The organism is Aeromonas sp. 82P, assembly GCF_051919365.1.
Lineage (GTDB): Bacteria > Pseudomonadota > Gammaproteobacteria > Enterobacterales > Aeromonadaceae > Aeromonas > Aeromonas veronii.
In genome coordinates this window covers 3,466,491-3,487,917 of record NZ_JBQBEV010000001.1, presented here as the reverse complement: position 1 = coordinate 3,487,917, position 21,427 = coordinate 3,466,491, and the positions used below count along the sequence as shown (strand labels likewise).

Here is a 21,427-nt window from a genome sequence, read left to right as displayed (position 1 = left end):
TTTACAACTTTATTTGATTTTAGACAGCTTATTGTTCAAAAGGGAAAACGATTTCAGGTTGTCTTGTCTACCTCATCGGCTCGGCGCATCGTTGAGAACCATTCCTGTTAAATCAGGAGATTCATTGTCTTATTGTCAGTTTATGCATCTGGGAGAAGAGAGGCTGCTCTCGCTCGCGATAGGCGTGATCCGCCAGTAGCACCATTTGTGATGCAACTTATTTTGCATAAATGGTGGCTCAAGGCATGCGGTGCATGCGGAGCAAAGGGGGTGGGTGGCACTCGGCTGGATAGACGGTTGCTGGATAGGGGGCGGGCATGCGTGAGTGGCGAGCCCGACACAAAGAAAATGGCCACCTTTTCCAAGGCGGCCATTCACGTTGTCGATCGGTGCCCTGTTGGCCCAAAGGGTTGGTCGCAGGAGATCAGCCGGATATCAGGGTCGGCAGTCGGGCTTGCCAGATCTGATGCCAGTGCTGCAGTTCACTGCGCGGCATAGGGCGGGCGGTAAAAAAGCCCTGACAGATATCGCACCCCAGCTTGGCCAGCAGTTGCCAGGTCTGTACATCTTCCACCCCTTCGGCGACTGATTTCAGCCCCAGCTTGCGGGCCAGCTCGATGCTCGATTCGATAATGGCCAGACGGGAGGGATCGGCATAGCAGCGATCGACAAAAGATCGATCAAGTTTGAGCTCGGTAAACGGCAGCAGCGCCAGCTGCTGCATCGAGGAGTAGCCGGTACCGAAGTCATCGATGGAGAGGCCAAAGCCGTGCATCCGCAGCCGGGTCAGCACCTCCAGCGCCTTGCCGATATCCTCGACAAACGAGCTTTCGGTCACCTCCAGGGTGATCAGCTCGGGATTGACGCCCCAACGCTGGCACTGGTTGATCAGGAAGTGGCAGAGATCTCCCTCAATCAGCGAGGTGGTTGAGAGATTCATAGACAGATTGAGGGATAGGCCGGTCTGCCCCCACAGATGGCAATCCTGCAGCGACTTGTTGATGATGACATCGGTCAGCTGGTCGATAAGGCCGTTGTTTTCCGCCAGCGGGATAAACATGCCGGGGGAGATCAGCCCATATTCCGGATGCTGCCAGCGGGCCAGCGCTTCCATCCCCACCCACTGGCCGGACGCAAAGCCGACCTTGGGTTGATACCAGGGCAGCAACTGGTCGTTGTCGAGGGCGCGTTTGAGCTCGTCCACCGAGAGGACGAGGCCATCGTCCTTGCCCGAGGGGGCCGACTTGGGTGCCCAGGAGTCGATCAACTGGCGCAGTCGCTGTGGGCTGGAGGGTTTCTCGATGCGACCCAGCACATGGAGACCATAGGCCGCGCTCATGCGCAGCACGGCCTCCACCACGTCATCTTCCAGCGCGCTGGAGAGGATGATACCGCCCCGAAAGCCACCCAGCGAGAGGCGGCGCAGCAGCGCCATGCCATCCATGCCGGGCATACGCAGATCGCAGAACAGGATGTCGACAGTGTGGCTCTGGCAGAGCGCCAGGGCTTCGATGCCGTCTGCGGCCTCCAGCAGTTGCTGATAACCGAGCGCCCGGATCTGGTGCATCAGGGTCTTGCGTTGAAACCCGTGATCCTCGACCACCATGATGACCAACTCGTCTGCCGTTCTACTCATCGAGCCACAATCCCATTTCACGTTCAATATTGTTCATCTGTTCTTCCACTCTCTGTGTCAGCAGCGCTAGCTCGCTCAACTGTTTGAGGCGGGCCGCCGATTCCAGTTGCGCCGCCTGCTCGGCCAGGGAGAGCTCCCCGACCATTCTGGCTGCCCCTTTGATGCGGTGGGCGATCTCCACCAGCTCCTGGCTATCATCGGAGGAGAGCGCGCTCATCATAGCGTGGCAATCTTTCCGGTTGGAGGCCAGATACTCCCTTGCCATGCTTTTGGCAATCTCTTCATCGCCAAACAGATCTTGCCAGCGACCGATCATGTCGAGATTGATGGCCTGTCGAGCGGGCACTCTCTCTGTGATCGTAGTCGCGGGCAACCACCGCAGCAGCATCTGGCGCAGTGACTCCAGCGAATAGGGTTTGCACAGCATGCCGTTCATGCCGGCTGCTGTCATATTGGCTGCCGCCTCCTCCGAGGTATCGGCGGTGACGCCGATGATGGGGGCCTGCTCCCCTTGTTCTCGCAGGTGGCGGGTCAGGGTGTAGCCATCCATGTGCGGCATGTGGCAGTCGGTGATCAGCAGGGCGAAATCCCGGGTTTGCCAGGCGCGCAATGCCTTCTCGCCATCTTCCACTACCTCGCACTCCACCCCCAGAATCGCCAGCTGACGGGTCAGCAGGGCGCGATTGACCAGATGGTCATCGGCGACCAGCACCCGCCCGCCCATTTTCTCGATGCTGGCGGCATGGGTGGTCACTGCTCGCCCGGTGATCAGCTCGCGGCAGCTTTCGAGCAACAGATCCGGGTAGAGGGGGGATTGGCCGAGGCGCCACCAGTTCTCCGAGCCCATGCGTCCCCGCAACGCTTCGCGTGGGGAGAGGATGACCCCCTTGAGGGTGCCGGATTGCAGCAAGGTGTGCCAATCGTTCCCCAGACTGGACTCCAGCGCGGCCTCTTCCGCCAACAGCAGGCCGTCGAGATCGGCGGTGAGCTGGTGGATATCGAGGGGGGTTAACCGGGCGCCGAGCCGTTCCATGGAGGCCTGCAAAGTGGCATCGCTACCCAGCCACCACCATTCGCTGCCCGCCAGTGCGGGTGGTTCCCACAGGCCATTGAGCAGCGGGATGCTGAAGCGGAAACAGGCCCCTTCACCGAGCTGGCTCTTGAGCGTCAGGGTGCCGCCCATCTTCTTCACCAGCTGATCACAGATGGCCAGGCCCAGACCGGTGCCACCAAAGCGGCGATTGATATCGGATTCCACCTGCTCGAACGGGGTAAAGAGCAGCGCTTGCTTCTCTTCGGCGATGCCGATGCCGGTATCCGTCACCGCGATAACCAGCTGCTGGTCGTGACAGCTGACCTGGATCGAAATGGTGCCCTGCTCGGTGAACTTCACCGCATTATTGAGCAGATTGGAAACCACCTGGCCCACTCTGACCGGATCGATATCGGCCAGGTCGGGGAGTTGATCCTCCCACTGGAGCGTGACTTTCAGCCCCTTGCTGTAGGCCAGTGCGGCATGGCCGCGGATCACGTCGCACACCACGGGTTGCAGACGGCAGGATTGGCGATTGAGGTGCAGCTGACCCGCCTCGATTTTGGAAAAGTCGAGGATATCGTTGACCAGATAGAGCAGGTGGTTGGCCGAGCTCTCCACATTGCGCAGCAGATAGCGCTGGTCATCATTGAGCTCGCTCATGCGCAGCAGCTCCAGCATGCCGTGCATGCCCGAGATGGGGGTTCTCAGCTCATGGCTCATGGTGGCCAGAAAAAGGCTGCGAGCCTGCATCGCCTGCTCGGCCGCGGCGCGCGCCTCACGCAGCTCATGCTCCTGTTGCTTGATGGCGGTGATGTCCTGCACCACGCCGTTGAGCAGGCGATCATGGCCCTGTTGCGCCACAAAGTTGCCGCGGATCTGGATATAGCGCTCCCCCTGAACAGAGGGCACCAGCACCTCCATATCGAGCGGCTCAAGGGTTTGCGCATGTTTGGCCACCTTATCGATAAAGGTTGCCAACGCCTCGTCGTTCAAGCCGAGGATCACGCCGCCAGACTCGGCTGCCATCAACTCTTGGTGGGTCATCCCGAGAATGTCGCTGGCGCCTTGGGACAGATAGAGGAATTTCCCCTTGCCGGCCCCTTGCCAGAGATATTGATAAACCAGACCCGGCATGCTGTCGGTGATATCCCGCAGCCTGCCCTCCACTTCCCGCACCTTGTTTTCGGCGGCCTTGAGGGCACTGACATCGGTCAATACCGTCAGCACCCCCTGAATCGCGCCGTCTGCTGCGCGATAGGGCAACTTGACGTAGACCACGTGAAGGGGAACATCCCCCTCGCGCTGGGTATAACCCGATCCTTGGAAGATCTCGCCGGTTTCCCAGACCGCACGCTCCTCGCATAGCATCTGTTGCCGCTCGTCCTCGGTCATATAACCCCAGCCATCTCCTGCGGATCCGTCACCGATAAACAGCTCGCGGTATGCCCGGTTGCAGAGGGTCAGGCGATGCTCGTGATCCCGCAATGCCACCATATTGGGCAGGGAGTCGAGCAGGGTCTGGACGAACACCAACTGCTCATTGAGTGTCTTCTCGGCCCGTTGTCGCTGCACGATCTCCCGTTTCAGGGTGCGGTTCCAGGCCCAGAACAGGGCAAACAGCAGGGTGGCTGCCGCGCCGCCCATTGCGAACCAGAACAGCACTGTTTCGCTATTGATGCCGGTCTGCACGCTCATGGAGAGCCAGCGTCTCTCCACTTTATTGAGCTCCTCCGGTGGTATCGAATAGAGCACCTTGGTGAGGATCCGCTGCAGCATGGGATCTTTGCGCGTAGCCATGGCGACCGGCAAGCGCAAGTCTTTGCCGGCATAGACCACCTGATAGCGTTCGCTCACCCGCTTGTTGATGGATGGCAGGGTGACCATCACGTAGTCGGCATCGCCCGTGTCCAGCAGCTCCAGCAAGCGGTTGTCATTGTTGACCTCTACCGGATGGGCGCCGATGTGGGTCAGTAGATCTTTATCCAGCGAGCCATGCACCATGCCGACCCGTTTCCCTCGCAGCAGTGAGAGATCGGTGATATCGGTACTGCCTTTGGGGGCAATAACGACCCGATCGACAAACAGATAGCCGGGGGTGAACAGCGCAAACTGGCCGCGGTCGTGGTTGGGGGAGATGGCCGGAATAAAATCGATCTGCCGCAGCTTCAGCATATTCTGGGTTTCACCCCAGCTATTGGTGCGAACCAGAGAGAACTTCAGCCCGGAGACTTGCTGCATCAGCGCCATCAGGTCCGCCACATAACCGACCAGCCTGCCCCGGTAATTGAATTCGCTCATGGAGGTCCAGTCCGGAGAGACGCCGTAAGTCAGCTCAGGATGCTGGTTGAGCCACTCCTGCTCCTCAGGGGTAAACTGCACAGACTTCACCGCTCCTGAGTCCGCATGTTGGCTAGTCGTAGTGGCGGCCAGCATGTGACGACGATCTTCAACCGGTATCTCGTTGAATGCCTTGCTCACCAGGCTGACCAGTGCCGGGGCGCTCTTGTGCATATTGATGGAGAGAGACGTGCCGCTTACCCATTCCGGAGTGGCAATGGTGAAGCCAGCCTTGGGGTGCTGATCTTTCACCATCACCAGTGACGGCATGTCGGCAAGATAGGCGTCAGCCATGCGCTTTTTGAGCATAAAGGCTGCTTCGCTGCGACTCTCTGCCTCGGTCACACGGGGAAATCCCAGTTTTTTCAATTCACTGCAAGCATTGACTCCCGTGACACAGATCCAGTGCAAACCATGGGCATCCTGTCGTGACAACTTCGTTTTGCCATTGTTGAGCAGCACGCCGCGCGGCATGGAGAGCAAAAACGGGAGGGAGACAATATTGGATCGCCATTGTTCGCTTGGCTGGTCGTTCACCAGTATGTCGATTGCGCCGTGGTCAAGTCCGGACAGCGCATCCACGTAGGAGGGGTAAACCTTGTAGCGCAGGGTCAACCCGAGCGTTCTGGCAATCTGCTGCGCAATATCGGGGACTGGGCCGGTAAAGCGTTGATCTGCATCCTTATAGCTGTATGGAGGGTCACCCATCATCGGCATGCCGATGACCAACTCCTGGTGTGATGACAGCCAGGCGCGCTCAGACAGATCAAACTCGTCTTCATTCAGACTGGTAATGGCGTGCGCCGCCACGCCCCAGAGCAGTAGCAGGAGAAACAGGAATAGACGATCACATTGGCGGAGCATCAGAAGGAATCCAACAGAATTGGGCGCATATTGTAAGTGCATTAAAATGCAGCGGCCAACATCAATTTACTCAATATTGGGTCATGACATGCCAATGTGCGGCTGTGAGTCCGGCTAGTACTGGGATGGCAGCCTGATGATAAAGCCTGCGCGGTGATGCGCCTGATTTTTTGCCAAAGGTTAGTTCAAGGGGGATATTGGAAAAAATCCAACCAGTTTGATATCGGTAAACAACATGGACATGGACAAATAAAAAGGGCCACCTCTTGCGAGGTGGCCCTTTCCAAACGTTTGGGCTGGGGGATGTTGAACTGGATAGTTAATTTATTGATTTAAAATAAAAATCGCCAATTCAGAAAATTTCAATATGCCTAACCGTATGCCTAACATCAGAACTTCTGCAGTAACACAGTGTTATCTGGGTTGGCATGGCCATATGTGGTTAATTGGCCGTGGAGGAAATGTTAACTCTCACCTTCCTCAAAAGGTAACTGACTCTTGCGAAAGTTGGCGCTCTCTGTTGTATCAGTTCCTCGTTTGGAAAAAAATTCCCCGTCCAAAATTTACCTGTCCAGCGAGCTTTGAATAGACTGTTCAACCTTCTGTGGCTTTTATCTCGCCACCGGCAGGTCCTCCCAGCGGGTGGTGTAACAGGGGCTCAGGTGCTCTTGTCGCATCATCCACTCAGGCGACCCCGTGCCCTGGCTGGCAAAGCCTACTCGCCCCAATCCCTTGGCTTTGATCTGGTCCATCACGGCCATCAGCGCGTCCGATTGAGCGGAGGACGGCGCAAACAGGTCAGCCTGTTGCTGCCCCTTTGGGGTGAACTCACTCAGCATGACCCCACCCTTCTGATAGCGGTAACCGTCGCGCCAAATCTGCGGTAGCAGCACGTTCACTTGCTGCTGCAGCAACCGGGTATCATCGCTAGGGCACACCAGCCGGACGCCAGCTTGCTCACTGTAGTAAGGGGCTCGTTCATCAAAGGGGCTGGTTCGCACGAACAGGTGCACCCGCTGGCAACACATCCCCTCGGCCCGTAGCTTCTCGGCTGCGCGAGCCATAAAGCCTGACAACGCTTGGGCCATTTCTCCACGGTCAGTCACGCGCTCACCAAAGGAACGGCTCGAGAGGATCTGCAGCTTCGCCGCCGGTTCAACGGTCAGCTCTGCGCAAGGCAGGCCACGCAGCTCCTGTACGATCCTCTCGACCACCACGCCGTATTGGGCGCGTAACCCTTTGGCGTCGCTAGCCACCAGGTCAGCAACGGTGTTGATGCCTTGTGCCACCAACTTGGCTCCCAAGCGCCGTCCTATGCCCCACACCTCGTCCACCGGGGTGATAGCCATCAGCCGGGCACGGCGCAGCTCGTCACGCAAGTCCACGACGCCGCCCGTGGCAGGCCACTTCTTGGCTGCATAGTTTGCCAGCTTGGCGAGGGTCTTGGTGGGGCCAATCCCGACCCCTACCGTTAGGCCGGTCCACTGCCACACTCGCTGCCGGATCTGTTGTCCATAGGCTGTCAGGTCCCCGGCAAACGACTCCGACAGTGACAGGAATGCTTCATCGATGGAGTAGACCTCCAGCTCGGGGGCCATGGTCTCCAACGTGCTCATCACCCTGCCAGACATGTCTCCATAGAGCGCGTAGTTGGAGCTGAATGCCACACCGCCATGCGCCTCGAACTGCTCGCGGATCTTGAAGTAGGGCCCGGCCATCTTGATACCCATCGCCTTGGCTTCGGGGCTGCGCGACACCACGCATCCATCGTTGTTGGAGAGCACCACGATCGGGCGGCCACGCAGCTCAGGACGAAACAGCCGCTCACAGCTGGCGTAGAAGTTGTTTACATCAACGAGCGCTATAGCCATCACGCTGCCTCAGATTGCCAATCACATGGGTGACCACTCCGAACAACTCCAGGGAGAGGCTCATACAAGGGTCGATAGGCGCGAACGCCGGATTGGCTGGCAACAGCCGCAACCTAGGCTTGAGCTGTAAGGTCTTTACCGTGAAGCCGCCATCGAGTAGTGCAATCACCACATCACCATGGCGCGGGGTGAGGCTCTTATCGACCACCAGCAAGTCACCGGGAAAGATGCCGACCCCGGTCATGCTCTCCCCCTCGGCACGCAGATAGAAGGTTGCTGCAGGGTGCGGCACGCAGTGGGTGTTGAGGTCCAACTTCCCTTCCAGATAGTCGCTGGCTGGGCTGGGAAAGCCGCAAGAGGCGCGGTGCAAGAACAGCGGGATGGTCACATCGGCGGGTGATGGGTCTGGGGTTAACAGCTTCATGGTAACAACGCCTGTATTTATATACAGGCATTATAGCGCACCACCTTTGAACCAGCGCAAGTCCCGCATGCCAGTGATGGCGTACCATGTCGCCAACAAATAACAAATAGGTCAGTATGAGTCACAATCTGTGTGCCCTACCGAAAGAGCAGCAAGAACGGGTCGAGGTCGAGAAGGGCGCCGCATATGCGGTATGGAAGGAGCGCAACGGTCACTTGGCCAGCGCAGAAAGCGAAGCACGCCAGCATAAGGGTGAGCTGGGCAGCTACTTCCTCGAACAAGTAGCGAAATACAAGAAACTAAGATAACGCTCGGTCTTTAAAGGTCGCGTATATGTGAGACTCGATAGGGTTTTTCCATTCCTTAAGTGGTAGCCTAGTCGTTATTAACCAATAACTTAACAGAAGAATGGAACAACTTAACCGAGCCCTTGCCTTACACCAGTTACTATTGGACTTCCGTTACCCTGTTCCACGCTCCGTCATACTCGAACGACTTGCGTGCTCAGCCAGCACTTTCAAACGGCTGCTGGAATTGCTGCGAGACCGTTATCAGGCGCCAATAATCTGGGACCCGACCGCTCGTGGTTATCGCTACGATACTGATGATGGCCGATTTACCTTGCCGGGTGTCTGGCTTACCGAATCGGAAGCCTTTGCGCTCTTGATGGCCAATCGTCTGCTGCAAGATGTGCAACCGGGTCTTCAGCAGCAGGGGTTGGCCCAGTTGCAGGCACGCATCGGAGATTTACTGGGTCCCCAGTGGCAGAATGAAGCGGACCGCCTGCGTGTAGAAAGTATCGGACGCCAATACGTGCCCCCTGAGCTTTTCCTACCGCTGGTACAAACGCTGTTTTCCAGGCGTCAACTCCACTTTCTCTATCACCCCACACAACATCAGTCCGAAGAGCGTAAAGTATCGCCACAGCGTCTCTGCTGGTATCGAGACAACTGGTATCTGCTTGCCTGGTGTCATGGACGAGAGGCCTTGCGTCTCTTTGCCTTGAGTCGAATTGTCGAACCCAAAGCGCTGGATGAAGCCGCCTGCGAATGTGGGGCACCAGAGCTGGATGCGCTCTTTGCCAACGGCTATGGCATCTTCGCCGGAGCTGATTTGCAGCAGGCCGAGCTGCGCTTTGATTCATCAGCTACCCCTTGGGTCAAAGATGTGCAGTGGCACCGAGCGCAGATCCAGGCCATAGAGCCAAGCGGCCATATTCGCCTTAGTTTCCCCTATGCCGATCAGCGCGAACTGGTACGCGACCTGATGCGCTTCGCCGGAGAGGTCGAGGTACTGGCTCCACCATCACTGCGCAGCGCCGTCATCCACGCCATGAGAGCAGGACTGGAAAAACATGGAGCAGGAGAAGAGGTAGCCCAGCCGGTGAGCCAGTGAGGGGAGAATAATGGAAGTGCTCAGCTGATATGTGAACGGAAATTCGGGATGCGGAGGAAAAGTGCCAACAAAAAGCACCGATATTGCCCACGTCAGGATTAATGATGATGGAACATGGGCTGAACCTCATCTGCTTGATGAGCATTTAATACATGTCGCAAAAATGGCCGCGTCGTTTGCCCACTCCTTTGGGGCTGGCTGGGCTGAATTAGCTGGTCGCTGGCATGATCTCGGCAAATACAGTGAAAATTGGCAAAGTTATCTGCGGTCAAAGTCTGGTTATGAGGCCGAAAATGCCCACATGGAGCAACAGTTCGGGCGGGTGCCGCATTCTATGGGAGGCGCTATTCATGCGATTGAAAAGCTGGGGCCGGGAGTGGGCCACCTGTTGGCTTATCTCATCGCTGGGCACCATGCCGGCTTGCCGGATTGGTATGAAGGAGCGAGTGCTTTGTCCGCGCGTCTGGTTTCAGGCAGGACAGAATATGCCGAGGCATTAGCAGCCAGCATCCCAGATGAAATTCTGGGTAGTCATGATGCAGTACTGAATATGCCCAGACTCAATCCGGGTTCGGTTTCCATATGGCTGCGCATGCTGTTTTCATGTCTCGTCGATGCAGATTTTCTGGATACCGAACGCTATATGTCGCCAGCGCAATATGCGCAGCGTGGTCACTATCCCGCAGTTACAGAACTACAACAGCGTTATCAAGATTTTATGGCCACGCTGCAAATGAACGCCTCGGCCTCGCCCCTGCAATCATTGCGTAATGTCATTCTGCAACAGGCTCTGGCTGCGGCTGAGTTGGCACCGGGTATGTTCAGTCTGACGGTGCCAACGGGGGGGGGCAAGACGCTGGCTAGCCTGGGGTTTGCCTTGGAACATGCGCTCCGTCATGGCAAAAAGCGAATTATTTATGCCATTCCCTTTACCAGCATCATAGAGCAGAACGCGGCTGTATTTCGGCGCGTACTGGGTGATGATGCGGTTCTGGAGCATCACAGCAATCTGGATGGACAAGAGGAGGCTCATGCCCGTCTGGCTACCGAAAACTGGGATGCGCCAATTATTGTAACCACCAATGTGCAGCTGTTTGAATCATTGCATGCATCACGCCCCAGTCGCTGCCGCAAACTGCATAATCTGGCCGACAGCATCATTATTTTGGATGAAGCACAGCAGTTGCCCCGGGATTTCCACGAACCGATCACCCGTTCCATGCAGCAACTGACAGATTTTTTTGGTGTGAGCTGGGTGCTGTGTACGGCGACTCAACCGGTATTGGCAGAAAGTCGGGATCTGTTTGGTCGGCTGTTATTGGGGGGATTGCGTGATGTACGCGAAATGATGTCTGAGCCCGAACATCTGGCCCGACAACTGAAGCGTGTCGATATCCAGATCGCGACCGAGCCGACCAGTTGGGAACAAATTGCCAATAAGGTTGTTGCTGAAGAGGTCGTCCTTTGCATCGTCAATACCCGTCGCCATGCCCGTGAGTTGTATACCTGCCTACCTGATGATGGCAACAATCTACATCTTTCTGCGCATATGTGTGCTGAGCATCGCTCAGCAGTAATTGGTGAAATCCGCAACCGGCTCGCTGCCCGGCAGGCGGGGGGGCGACGACCACTGCGCGTTGTTAGTACCCAGTTGATTGAGGCCGGTGTTGATCTGGACTTTCCTGTTGTGTTCCGGGCCATGGCCGGGCTGGATGCGATAGCGCAGGCGGCTGGGCGTTGTAACCGGGAAGGCAGGTTGTCAGAGCCTGGCAAGGTATGGGTCTTTATGCCGCAACAGTCGGCGCCAGTTGGTCTGCTGCGCCAAGCCGAGCAATGCACCCTGGAATTGGTAAAGGCTGAGCTATTGTCGGACCCGCTGGCGCCGGAATCATTTGTCCGTTTTTTTGAATTGCTCAATGCAAAGGGTGAGCGCGACAAATATGGTATCTGCCGTTTGCTAAAGGCGGAACGCTCCTCAAGCGCACCGGTGGCAATTCAATTTAGAACGGCTGCCGAGAAATTCCGTCTGATCGATAACCGGGGCGTGCCGCTAATTGTGCCCTATCGCAGCCCGGGGGCCGAAGAAAGCCCAACTTTCATGTGGTTGTCGAAGCTGGCGCTAGAGCCGGGGGCGACCTGGATTTACCGAAGACTGCAACGGTACACCGTTACGGTGCCGGAGTCGTTGGCTATTAAGCTACAGCAACTGGGCGCTATTGAACTTGAATCCGGCATGATGGTGCTGCTGGAAAGTCATTACAACTCGGTATGGGGTGTTGAAATGCCGGATGTGCTGTTATCCGCTGAGGCATCAGTTATTTAATGGAGGAAACCCGGATGGGATTTTGTCTGGAGGTCAGTGGCGATTTTGCCTGTTTTACTAGGCCGGAAATGAAAGTCGAGCGCGTCAGTTATGACGTGATTACCCCGTCAGCGGCGCGCAGCGTGTTCGAGTCGATCATGTGGAAGCCTGCAATTCGTTGGCAGGTGACCAAGATTGAAGTCCTTAATCCAATTCGATGGATTAATCTGCGTCGCAATGAGGTAGGGAGTGTGATTTCCTCCCGCAATGTCACCTCGGTTATGAAAGCAGGCCGGGGGGCGCTGGGTCTATATGTCGAGGAAGATCGGAAGCAGAGGGCTGGGCTGCTGCTGCGGGATGTGCATTATCGTCTGCATGCGAATTTTGAAATGACACCGCAGGCTGGTGCGACCGATAACCCTAACAAGTTTGCCGAGATGTTTCGCCGTCGGGCCGAACGTGGGCAGTGTATCAATCAGCCTTATTTGGGTTGCCGCGAGTTTGTCTGTGATTTTTCTCTGGTGGATGCGAGGGGCACAGAGAATAAGCCTGCCCTCGTTGAGGATCGGGATCTGGGCTGGATGCTGTATGACCTGGATTACTCATCGTCGGATGCACCGACACCGCTGTTCTATCGGGCATCCATGCAGCAGGGCGTGATCGCGGTACCGCACCGTGATAGCCAGGAGGTGTGTGGATGATCCTGCAGGCATTATGTGAATACTATCAACGAAAACAGAAGGATCCCGATGACGCCCTGGCGCCCTTCGGTTTTGAGGAGAAGGGGATCCCGTTTGTGATTGTCATCAATCAGGATGGCCACTTCATCCAGTTTGAAGACACACGAACTCTGGGAGGGAAAAAGCCGCTGCCCCGCCAGTTTATGTTGGCAAAGGGAGTCAAAAAGACATCTGGAGTGTTGGCCAATGTGCTGTGGGATCCAGCTGATTATGTGCTGGGAGTAGACAAGAAGGGTAAACCGGAGCGAACACAGGAGCAAAAGAGCTGCTTTATTCGTACCATCCGTGAAACCTTTTCCACTATTCCGGACAACCCCGCTATTGCAGCGGTACTGAAATTTTACGAGTTGCCGGAGCAACCGCTGAGTGTTGATCCCTTGTGGCCGGTGATTGAGGATACCAATCCGCTGCTGACATTTCGGCTGGCTGAGGATGGTGCCTGCATTGTCTTTAATCGTCCTGAAGTAGTAGCGGCCTATCAACAGTGTCTGGGGCAGCGAGATGGCGAGCAGATCCGTTGCCTTGTATCCGGAAAAAAAACCGCGTTGGCGGTAACGCATCCGGCCATCAAAGGGGTATGGGGAGCTCAGAGCTCCGGGGCTAATATTGTCTCCTTTAACCAGGAATCATTCTGCTCCTGGGGTAAATGGAAGCAGCAGGGCGCCAACTCACCGATCGGGGAGCAGGCCGCCTTTGAATACACTACAGCGCTGAATCATCTGCTGCGTACTAATAGCCCCAATCGCCTGCAGATGGGCGAGACCTCTGTGATCTGTTGGGCGGCCAAGTGCGCTGAACTGGAGACGCTGTTGCCATTGATTTTTGGTGATGTTTCCAAAGACAACCCTGATGAAAATATCCGAGCGGTGCAGGTGCTCTTTGCCTCTCTGTATAACGGAACCTATCAGGCTCCGGATGGAGATGAGCGCTTCTATCTGCTGGGATTGGCACCGAATGCTGCGCGAATATCTGTCCGTTTTTGGCAAGCAGGGACGGTCGCCAGTTTTTCCGAATGTCTGGGACAATGGTTTACAGATCTGGCCGTTGTCGGTGCTCGGCATGGTGGGGTTATGCCACTTAAGCCCTTGCTGCGTTCGGTCGCCGCACTGGGTAAGGATGAAAATCTCTCTCCGCAACTGGCTGGCGAAGTGGTTCGCGCCATTCTCTCCGGGCGGCCGTTACCCAATGCACTCTTTACCGCGCTACTAGTGCGCCTCAAGGCTGAAAAAGGTCAGGTTAATGATCATCGGGCTGCGCTGATCAAGGCCTGGCTGAATCGTCAATTCCGAGTCAATCATCGCAAGGAGGTGACTGTGTCACTCAATCTGCAAGAGTCACGTATCGGTTATCTGTTGGGACGGCTGTTTGCCGTTCTGGAAAAGTTGCAAGCCGATGCCAATCCTGGGCTGAATGCCACCATCCGTGACCGTTACTACAGTAGCGCCAGTTGTACACCCAAGGCCGTATTTGGCACCCTGCTGCGCCTGCATACCCATCATCTGAAAAAACTAGATAACCCGGCTTTCCGAACCGTTGTCGAAAAGCGCATTCAGAGCATCATGACTGATATTGCGGACTTCCCAGCGCACCTCAGTCTGGAAGAACAGGGGCTATTTGCTATCGGCTATTACCATCAACGTCAAGATTTATTCGCCAAAAAAGAGACCAATCAGGGAGAAAAAGCATGAGCCTGTCCAACCGCTATGAATTTGTACTGTTGTTCGATGTTAAGGATGGCAACCCGAATGGTGATCCTGATGCAGGTAACCTGCCACGTGTCGATGCGGAAACCGGACAGGGCTTAGTGACTGATGTTTGTCTCAAGCGCAAGGTTCGTAATTTTGTAGGACTGGTAAAAGAAGAACAGCCGCCGTTTGAAATTTACGTCAAGGAAAAGGCAGTACTGAACAAGACTCACGAACGCGCCTACGAGGGTATTAGCAAGAGTGAACTGCTCAAGGGGAACGACAAGAAACGCAAGGGTGGCGATGCGGTGGATGAAGCCCGGCAGTGGATGTGCAAAAACTTCTATGACATTCGTACCTTTGGGGCAGTGATGTCTACCGGGGTCAACTGTGGCCAGGTGCGTGGACCGGTGCAACTGACCTTTGCGAGGTCGATCGATCCGATTGTCGCTCAGGAGCACTCCATTACACGCTGTGCAGTGGCAACAGAAGCCGAGGCGCTCAAGCAGGAAGGAGATAACCGGACCATGGGCCGCAAGAATACCGTGCCGTATGGCCTGTACCGTTGTCATGGTTATATTTCTGCGCATCTTGCCAAACAGACCGGTTTTGACGAGCAGGATCTGGAGTTGCTGTGGCAGTCTCTTGCCAACATGTTTGATCATGACCATTCGGCCGCTCGCGGTGAAATGAGTTGTTGCGCGCTTTATGTCTTCCGACATGACTGTGAACTAGGCAATGCCCCGGCACGCAAGCTGTTCGAGACCATCCATATTGAGCGGATCAGTGAAGGTCCTGCCCGCAACTATGCCGATTACCAGGTCACAGTAGTCGATGAGGCTTTACCGCAAGGTGTTTCGTTGTTGCGGATTGTTGAGTAACGCATGGACGATCCCCGCCTGATCCCACTTTCTGCTTTGCAGCACTATGCGTTTTGCCCAAGGCAATGTGCCCTGATTCATAACGGTCAAGTCTGGGCTGAAAACTGGCTGACAGCGCAGGGGCTATTGCTGCATCAGCGTGTGGATCAGGGTGAGCCGGAGACGCGCAAGGGCGTGCGTTATGAGCGTGGGGTACTGGTCAGTGCCCCTCGTCTTGGCCTGACCGGCAAGCTTGATCTGCTGGAAAAGGATCTGGTCAGTGGGGAGTTACTGCCTGTGGAATACAAGCGTGGCAAACCCAAGAGCCATGATGCCGATGCTATCCAGTTGTGTGCCCAGGCTCTGTGTCTGGAGGAGATGACCGGCCAGTCCATACCGCGGGGGGCGCTCTGGTATTGGCAGATACGGCGTCGGACAGAAGTGGTGCTGGATGCGGTACTGCGGGAGCAGACCCATCAGGTCATCGAGCAGGTTGCCCTATTACTGAAATCAGGTGAGACCCCACATGTGAAGCCGGGCAAGCATTGTCAGGCTTGTTCATTGCAAGAGTGGTGTCAGCCGGAATATCAGGCCAGGGATCGTTCAGTAACCTACGTAGCGGATCTATTCTCAATGCAGGAGGGCGACGAGTGAAAAAATTGCAAAACAGCCTCTATATCACTCGCGATGGCGCCTATCTGCACAAGGAGCGGGAAACGCTGCTGGTGGAGCAGACGGTCGAGGGGCAACGCAAAAAATTGTTGCAGATACCCATTCATTCGGTGGGTAACATCTTTTGCTTTGGCAATGTGCTGGTGTCGCCGCAGTTGATGGGCTTTTGTGGTGAAAACGGCACACAGCTGGCGTTTTACGATGCCTTCGGCCGTTTTCAGGCCCGGGTGGTGGGCAAACAAACCGGGAATGTCTTGCTGCGGCGCGCCCAGTTTCGCCGCGCGGATTGCGTGGATAGTCGTGAAAACCATATTGCCCGCAACATTGTCGTGGCAAAGGTGCACTCCTCGCGGGTAGTGCTGCAACGGCATCTTCGAACGTATGGTTCAAATCCGGATGTCTCTGCAGCGGCGCATCGGTTACGGCAGATCGTGGCTGAGTTGAAAAGCCAGAGCGATCCGGAGCGGATCCTGGGTTTTGAAGGGGAGGCGGCCCGTCATTATTTCGGGGTATTCAGTCAGCTAATCAACTCGCAAACGGGGTTCGTTTTTGATGGCCGGACTCGGCGTCCCCCCAAGGATCCCGTCAATGCCATGTTGTCATTTATGTATTCCGTGCTTTCGAAAGAGATCAGTGGCGCGCTGCAGGGGGTGGGTCTGGATCCACAAGTGGGGTTCTTGCACGAAGAACGGCCGGGAAGGGATAGCTTGGCGTTGGACTTGCTGGAGGAGTTTCGGGCGCCGATAGTGGATCGATTGGTGTTGACCCTGATCAATCGTCAGCAGGTCAAGGTGGGTGATTTTACAACCGATATGCTGGGTGGCGTTGCTATGAAAGAGGATACCCGACGGTTGTTGTTACAGAGCTGGCAAGCCAGAAAGCAGGAAGAAGTTACCCATCCGTTCTTGGGTGAAAAAGTAGCCGTCGGCCTGCTGCCGCATGTGCAGGCAATGTTGCTTGCGCAACATCTGCGCGGTGATTTGGTGGAATATCCGCCCTATATTCATCGGTGAGGTAGTACAGCCATGATGATATTGGTGACCTACGATGTTTCTCTGGAAGATCCTGACGGGCCTCGGCGTCTGCGCCGTCTGGCAAAAATCTGTCTGGACTATGGTGTGCGCGTACAGTACTCGGTGTTTGAATGCGAAGTGGAACCAGATCAGTGGGTGCGGTTTCGGGATCAACTGTTAAAGACCTATGATCCGGATGTCGATAGCCTGCGTTTTTATCGTCTCGGAAAGGAGTGGCGCAGCAAGGTGGAGCATCATGGCGCCAAACCCGCCCTCGATATCTTCAAGAGTGACCTGATTATCTGAACGCCAACCGCTAGTGCTCATTAAAAATCCGGAAGATTGGCAATTTTTTAACTAATTGATAAATCGCGATATATTGAAAGGCCGCCTTTCGGGATCGTCTATCTGTGATCCAACTGACATGGGTTGGCGCAGAATACCGTTTTCCGATAGGCGGTTTCTGTCTTTGCAAGAAGACGGTCGCGCCCTCCGCGGGCGCGTGGATTGAAACTCATGCAGCACGACCAGCGTTTTATCGCGCCAGGTCGCGCCCTCCGCGGGCGCGTGGATTGAAACACGCACAGCGCGATTATCTCGAATACCTTTTGCAGTCGCGCCCTCCGCGGGCGCGTGGATTGAAACTCCTATGCCCAGACATATTGCGGCGATTCGACAGGTCGCGCCCTCCGCGGGCGCGTGGATTGAAACTATCCATATGTCAATTGTCATATCTGACAATCAAGTCGCGCCCTCCGCGGGCGCGTGGATTGAAACTTCGTCATCCTCTTTCTTTGCGGCCTTGGTCAGCGTCGCGCCCTCCGCGGGCGCGTGGATTGAAACTTACTTCTTCTGCCAGTTCCAGATTGAAACCTTAGTCGCGCCCTCCGCGGGCGCGTGGATTGAAACTGGTTGATTGAGGTTGACCCCGAGCTGACTCACGGTCGCGCCCTCCGCGGGCGCGTGGATTGAAACTCATGCAGCACGACCAGCGTTTTGTCGCGCCAGTGTCGCGCCCTCCGCGGGCGCGTGGATTGAAACTCTATAGCGTCTATCAATATGTCGAAACGCATGAGTCGCGCCCTCCGCGGGCGCGTGGATTGAAACTCATGTCTGGTGTGACTGCCGGTATAACCCTAAGGTCGCGCCCTCCGCGGGCGCGTGGATTGAAACATTTACTACAGATACCAGTCTGGACGCCTCAAATCGTCGCGCCCTCCGCGGGCGCGTGGATTGAAACTCCACAGGGTTCACTGTGATGCCGGGTGAGCGGGGTCGCGCCCTCCGCGGGCGCGTGGATTGAAACTCCTTCCATAACAGGGCGATTGGTGGCCAGACATGTCGCGCCCTCCGCGGGCGCGTGGATTGAAACACCCAGCCCGGACAACTCTGGTTCAGATATCGCGTCGCGCCCTCCGCGGGCGCGTGGATTGAAACTGGTCAGTCTAGTGCGCCAAGCGTTCGGGGTCGAGTCGCGCCCTCCGCGGGCGCGTGGATTGAAACTGAGGATGCCTTGGGCAGCTTTATCCGCCGCATGACGTCGCGCCCTCCGCGGGCGCGTGGATTGAAACTCGGCGTAATGGCTGGGATTAAGGGTTACAGGATGTCGCGCCCTCCGCGGGCGCGTGGATTGAAACCTATACCCCGTGGGGCTCCTCAACGTCACAATGCGTCGCGCCCTCCGCGGGCGCGTGGATTGAAACATGCTTACCGCATCGAACAAGTCCTTAGCATTGTGTCGCGCCCTCCGCGGGCGCGTGGATTGAAACTCACTTACAGAGGAGATTGGGGTTCTGCTGCTGGTCGCGCCCTCCGCGGGCGCGTGGATTGAAACCATCCATGCCCGCTGGGCCGCCTTGCGCTGGGTGGTCGCGCCCTCCGCGGGCGCGTGGATTGAAACATGGTCATGGCTGCGCCCGTTCCTGGTGCCCCAGGTCGCGCCCTCCGCGGGCGCGTGGATTGAAACCCTTGGACCCGTGTCAATAACTGCCCTAAGCACCGAAGTCGCGCCCTCCGCGGGCGCGTGGATTGAAACTGTGAATCTGTAACGCGCAGCATTCCAGAGCCAGGTCGCGCCCTCCGCGGGCGCGTGGATTGAAACCAGTTACTTGCTGCCATGCTGCAACTTGCTGCCAGTCGCGCCCTCCGCGGGCGCGTGGATTGAAACACCATGCCGGTGATGGGCTGGCCATCTTCGGAGGTCGCGCCCTCCGCGGGCGCGTGGATTGAAACTTTGCCTATCATAAAACCATGGCCACTGTGGAGTGTCGCGCCCTCCGCGGGCGCGTGGATTGAAACAGAGAAAGTGACAACCATCGATCCTCCCTTCTTGGTCGCGCCCTCCGCGGGCGCGTGGATTGAAACTATGACTCTGTGAAGGCCTTGCTGGATGTGGGCAGTCGCGCCCTCCGCGGGCGCGTGGATTGAAACAACACCATGGACCGCTATCAGCGAGGTCAAAAAGGTCGCGCCCTCCGCGGGCGCGTGGATTGAAACACCTTTACTGGTGCCAATTGCTCTGTTGTTCGCCCGTCGCGCCCTCCGCGGGCGCGTGGATTGAAACATGGCACCGAATACCAGATCGTCGACATTGGCCTGTCGCGCCCTCCGCGGGCGCGTGGATTGAAACTTATGCTCGTCTTTGGTGGGTTCGCTATATACAGTCGCGCCCTCCGCGGGCGCGTGGATTGAAACTTATGCTCGTCTTTGGTGGGTTCGCTATATACAGTCGCGCCCTCCGCGGGCGCGTGGATTGAAACTCCAAGCAAGCCATGGCGCAGGGCGAGAAGCCAGGTCGCGCCCTCCGCGGGCGCGTGGATTGAAACAGCTCCAGCTGCCCGGTGGTACTGCGGGCCTTGGTCGCGCCCTCCGCGGGCGCGTGGATTGAAACGGCTATGGGGTGTGATATGGACGGGTTTTTGTTCGTCGCGCCCTCCGCGGGCGCGTGGATTGAAACTCGATAGCCGGGGCAACCCCATCAAACCCGACAAGTCGCGCCCTCCGCGGGCGCGTGGATTGAAACTGTCACGCCGTGCTGAACTCCCCTACGAGATCGACGTCGCGCCCTCCGCGGGCGCGTGGATTGAAACAACCTCTCCGGCCTGCTGCGGGCAGATCAGAAGTGTCGCGCCCTCCGCGGGCGCGTGGATTGAAACCAGTTATCCCCAAGAAACTCCAGCGGCGTTTTGTCGTCGCGCCCTCCGCGGGCGCGTGGATTGAAACCATTGTTTGGGGTCACCTCTCGCAGCCTGGCAGAGTCGCGCCCTCCGCGGGCGCGTGGATTGAAACTCTTTGTCGGTCACGGTTGGCATGATATCTATCCGGTCGCGCCCTCCGCGGGCGCGTGGATTGAAACAGGGTCAGCACCCCGCCGCTGACTGTCTTGGCACGTCGCGCCCTCCGCGGGCGCGTGGATTGAAACCATTTGTACCGCTTGAATCTGGCAATATTGCCAGGTCGCGCCCTCCGCGGGCGCGTGGATTGAAACTATTCAACGTTCCCGTGATATGGGTGACTATGCCGTCGCGCCCTCCGCGGGCGCGTGGATTGAAACACCTCCTACGCCGCCCAGCAGGCCCTTAACGGTTGTCGCGCCCTCCGCGGGCGCGTGGATTGAAACATGTTGACGCTGTAGAGCTGCGGTGAAAGCTCCTGTCGCGCCCTCCGCGGGCGCGTGGATTGAAACTTCTGTGCGTGGTGGGATCGGATCGGCTTTCAACGTCGCGCCCTCCGCGGGCGCGTGGATTGAAACCAGGTACAGGCGCCCCAGGTCGGTGTCCACTTCATGTCGCGCCCTCCGCGGGCGCGTGGATTGAAACTGCTCATCCGCGAAGAACCCGTCCAGCGGGGACGTCGCGCCCTCCGCGGGCGCGTGGATTGAAACATTATTAATTGAGCCTGACGCCACTGACTCTATTGTCGCGCCCTCCGCGGGCGCGTGGATTGAAACACCTTGCCATCCATGTCGGTGGTGGTGAAAAAACGTCGCGCCCTCCGCGGGCGCGTGGATTGAAACGCTGAGAGTCGAGCACAGTGTTGGCGGCGGCCAAGTCGCGCCCTCCGCGGGCGCGTGGATTGAAACTGCCATTCGCTACTGAGGTGCTGGGAATGGCCATGTCGCGCCCTCCGCGGGCGCGTGGATTGAAACCACCAGATTGGCCTTGGTCATGTCGATCATGAACGTCGCGCCCTCCGCGGGCGCGTGGATTGAAACCTTATGAGCATCCCGCGCCCGTCAGTTGGTGTCGGTCGCGCCCTCCGCGGGCGCGTGGATTGAAACCGTGAATCGGAGGATGGTGACGTGATCGCCCCCTGTCGCGCCCTCCGCGGGCGCGTGGATTGAAACCCGATGAGGTCGAGGCGGTTATCGGGGTGGTGATGTCGCGCCCTCCGCGGGCGCGTGGATTGAAACCTATCAGGTCACAGCATTCGTGCATTGCGTGCTTGTCGCGCCCTCCGCGGGCGCGTGGATTGAAACTGGATGGTGACATTCAGCTTGACCCTGAGTGGTCGTCGCGCCCTCCGCGGGCGCGTGGATTGAAACAGGAACTCGCCTTTGATCGTGTAGGTGGCGCCATGTCGCGCCCTCCGCG

13 protein-coding genes and 1 CRISPR repeat array (1 of these 14 running past the window's edge) are annotated in these 21,427 nt (G+C 57.2%); of the genes, 9 read left to right on the top strand and 4 right to left on the bottom strand.

Annotated elements, in window-relative coordinates:
• Positions 1–424 precede the first annotated feature (424 nt).
• The 4 genes from ACTG2S_RS15835 to umuD form a co-directional block, all read right to left on the bottom strand.
• Positions 425–1,636, bottom strand: coding sequence for an EAL domain-containing response regulator (locus tag ACTG2S_RS15835; protein ID WP_005353540.1), 1,212 nt, complete (start codon positions 1,634–1,636; stop codon positions 425–427).
• On the bottom strand, positions 1,629–5,873 hold the full coding sequence (locus ACTG2S_RS15830; RefSeq protein WP_439982885.1) for an ATP-binding protein: 4,245 nt from the start codon (positions 5,871–5,873) through the stop codon (positions 1,629–1,631). Before ACTG2S_RS15830 ends, ACTG2S_RS15835 begins: the two co-directional genes overlap by 8 nt.
• 611 nt (positions 5,874–6,484) lie before the next feature.
• The gene (gene umuC / locus ACTG2S_RS15825; RefSeq protein ID WP_439982882.1) at positions 6,485–7,744 is read right to left on the bottom strand and encodes a translesion error-prone DNA polymerase V subunit UmuC; all 1,260 of its coding nucleotides are present in this window, start codon (positions 7,742–7,744) and stop codon (positions 6,485–6,487) included.
• Positions 7,725–8,168 (bottom strand): translesion error-prone DNA polymerase V autoproteolytic subunit, encoded by a 444-nt coding sequence (gene umuD, locus ACTG2S_RS15820; protein ID WP_421231539.1) that lies wholly within the window; start codon positions 8,166–8,168, stop codon positions 7,725–7,727. The genes umuC and umuD overlap by 20 nt, the downstream gene beginning before the upstream one ends.
• A gap of 116 nt (positions 8,169–8,284) precedes the next feature.
• Here umuD and ACTG2S_RS15815 point away from each other — a divergent pair, with 116 nt between their 5' ends.
• The 9 genes from ACTG2S_RS15815 to cas2 all read left to right on the top strand — a co-directional run bounded on the left by ACTG2S_RS15815 (position 8,285) and on the right by cas2 (position 17,141).
• Complete coding sequence (locus tag ACTG2S_RS15815) at positions 8,285–8,476, top strand: DUF3283 family protein (RefSeq protein ID WP_439982879.1); 192 nt, start codon at positions 8,285–8,287, stop codon at positions 8,474–8,476.
• A gap of 226 nt (positions 8,477–8,702) precedes the next feature.
• Positions 8,703–9,563, top strand: a complete 861-nt coding sequence (locus ACTG2S_RS15810; protein ID WP_407958828.1) for a helix-turn-helix transcriptional regulator — start codon at positions 8,703–8,705, stop codon at positions 9,561–9,563.
• Between the two features lie 61 nt (positions 9,564–9,624).
• Positions 9,625–11,886: a CRISPR-associated helicase Cas3' gene (gene cas3 / locus ACTG2S_RS15805; RefSeq protein ID WP_231720525.1), complete on the top strand. Its 2,262-nt coding sequence runs from the start codon at positions 9,625–9,627 to the stop codon at positions 11,884–11,886.
• A gap of 14 nt (positions 11,887–11,900) precedes the next feature.
• Positions 11,901–12,566, top strand: coding sequence for a type I-C CRISPR-associated protein Cas5c (gene cas5c / locus ACTG2S_RS15800; protein WP_047435395.1), 666 nt, complete (start codon positions 11,901–11,903; stop codon positions 12,564–12,566).
• A complete protein-coding gene (gene cas8c, locus ACTG2S_RS15795; RefSeq protein ID WP_231720526.1) occupies positions 12,563–14,293 on the top strand; it encodes a type I-C CRISPR-associated protein Cas8c/Csd1 in 1,731 nt (576 codons plus the stop codon). The genes cas5c and cas8c overlap by 4 nt, the downstream gene beginning before the upstream one ends.
• Positions 14,290–15,171, top strand: a complete 882-nt coding sequence (cas7c, locus tag ACTG2S_RS15790; RefSeq protein ID WP_231720527.1) for a type I-C CRISPR-associated protein Cas7/Csd2 — start codon at positions 14,290–14,292, stop codon at positions 15,169–15,171. The genes cas8c and cas7c overlap by 4 nt, the downstream gene beginning before the upstream one ends.
• Before the next feature lie 3 nt (positions 15,172–15,174).
• Positions 15,175–15,804 carry a CRISPR-associated protein Cas4 gene (gene cas4 / locus ACTG2S_RS15785; RefSeq protein ID WP_429195178.1) on the top strand — a complete coding sequence of 210 codons (630 nt, stop codon included), beginning with the start codon at positions 15,175–15,177 and terminating at the stop codon, positions 15,802–15,804.
• Complete coding sequence (gene cas1c, locus ACTG2S_RS15780) at positions 15,801–16,835, top strand: type I-C CRISPR-associated endonuclease Cas1c (RefSeq protein WP_429195177.1); 1,035 nt, start codon at positions 15,801–15,803, stop codon at positions 16,833–16,835. The genes cas4 and cas1c overlap by 4 nt, the downstream gene beginning before the upstream one ends.
• Before the next feature lie 12 nt (positions 16,836–16,847).
• A complete protein-coding gene (gene cas2, locus ACTG2S_RS15775; protein ID WP_047435408.1) occupies positions 16,848–17,141 on the top strand; it encodes a CRISPR-associated endonuclease Cas2 in 294 nt (97 codons plus the stop codon).
• Between the two features lie 176 nt (positions 17,142–17,317).
• Positions 17,318–21,427: direct repeats of the CRISPR family, unit length 32 nt; unit sequence GTCGCGCCCTCCGCGGGCGCGTGGATTGAAAC; it runs 1,470 nt beyond the window's last position.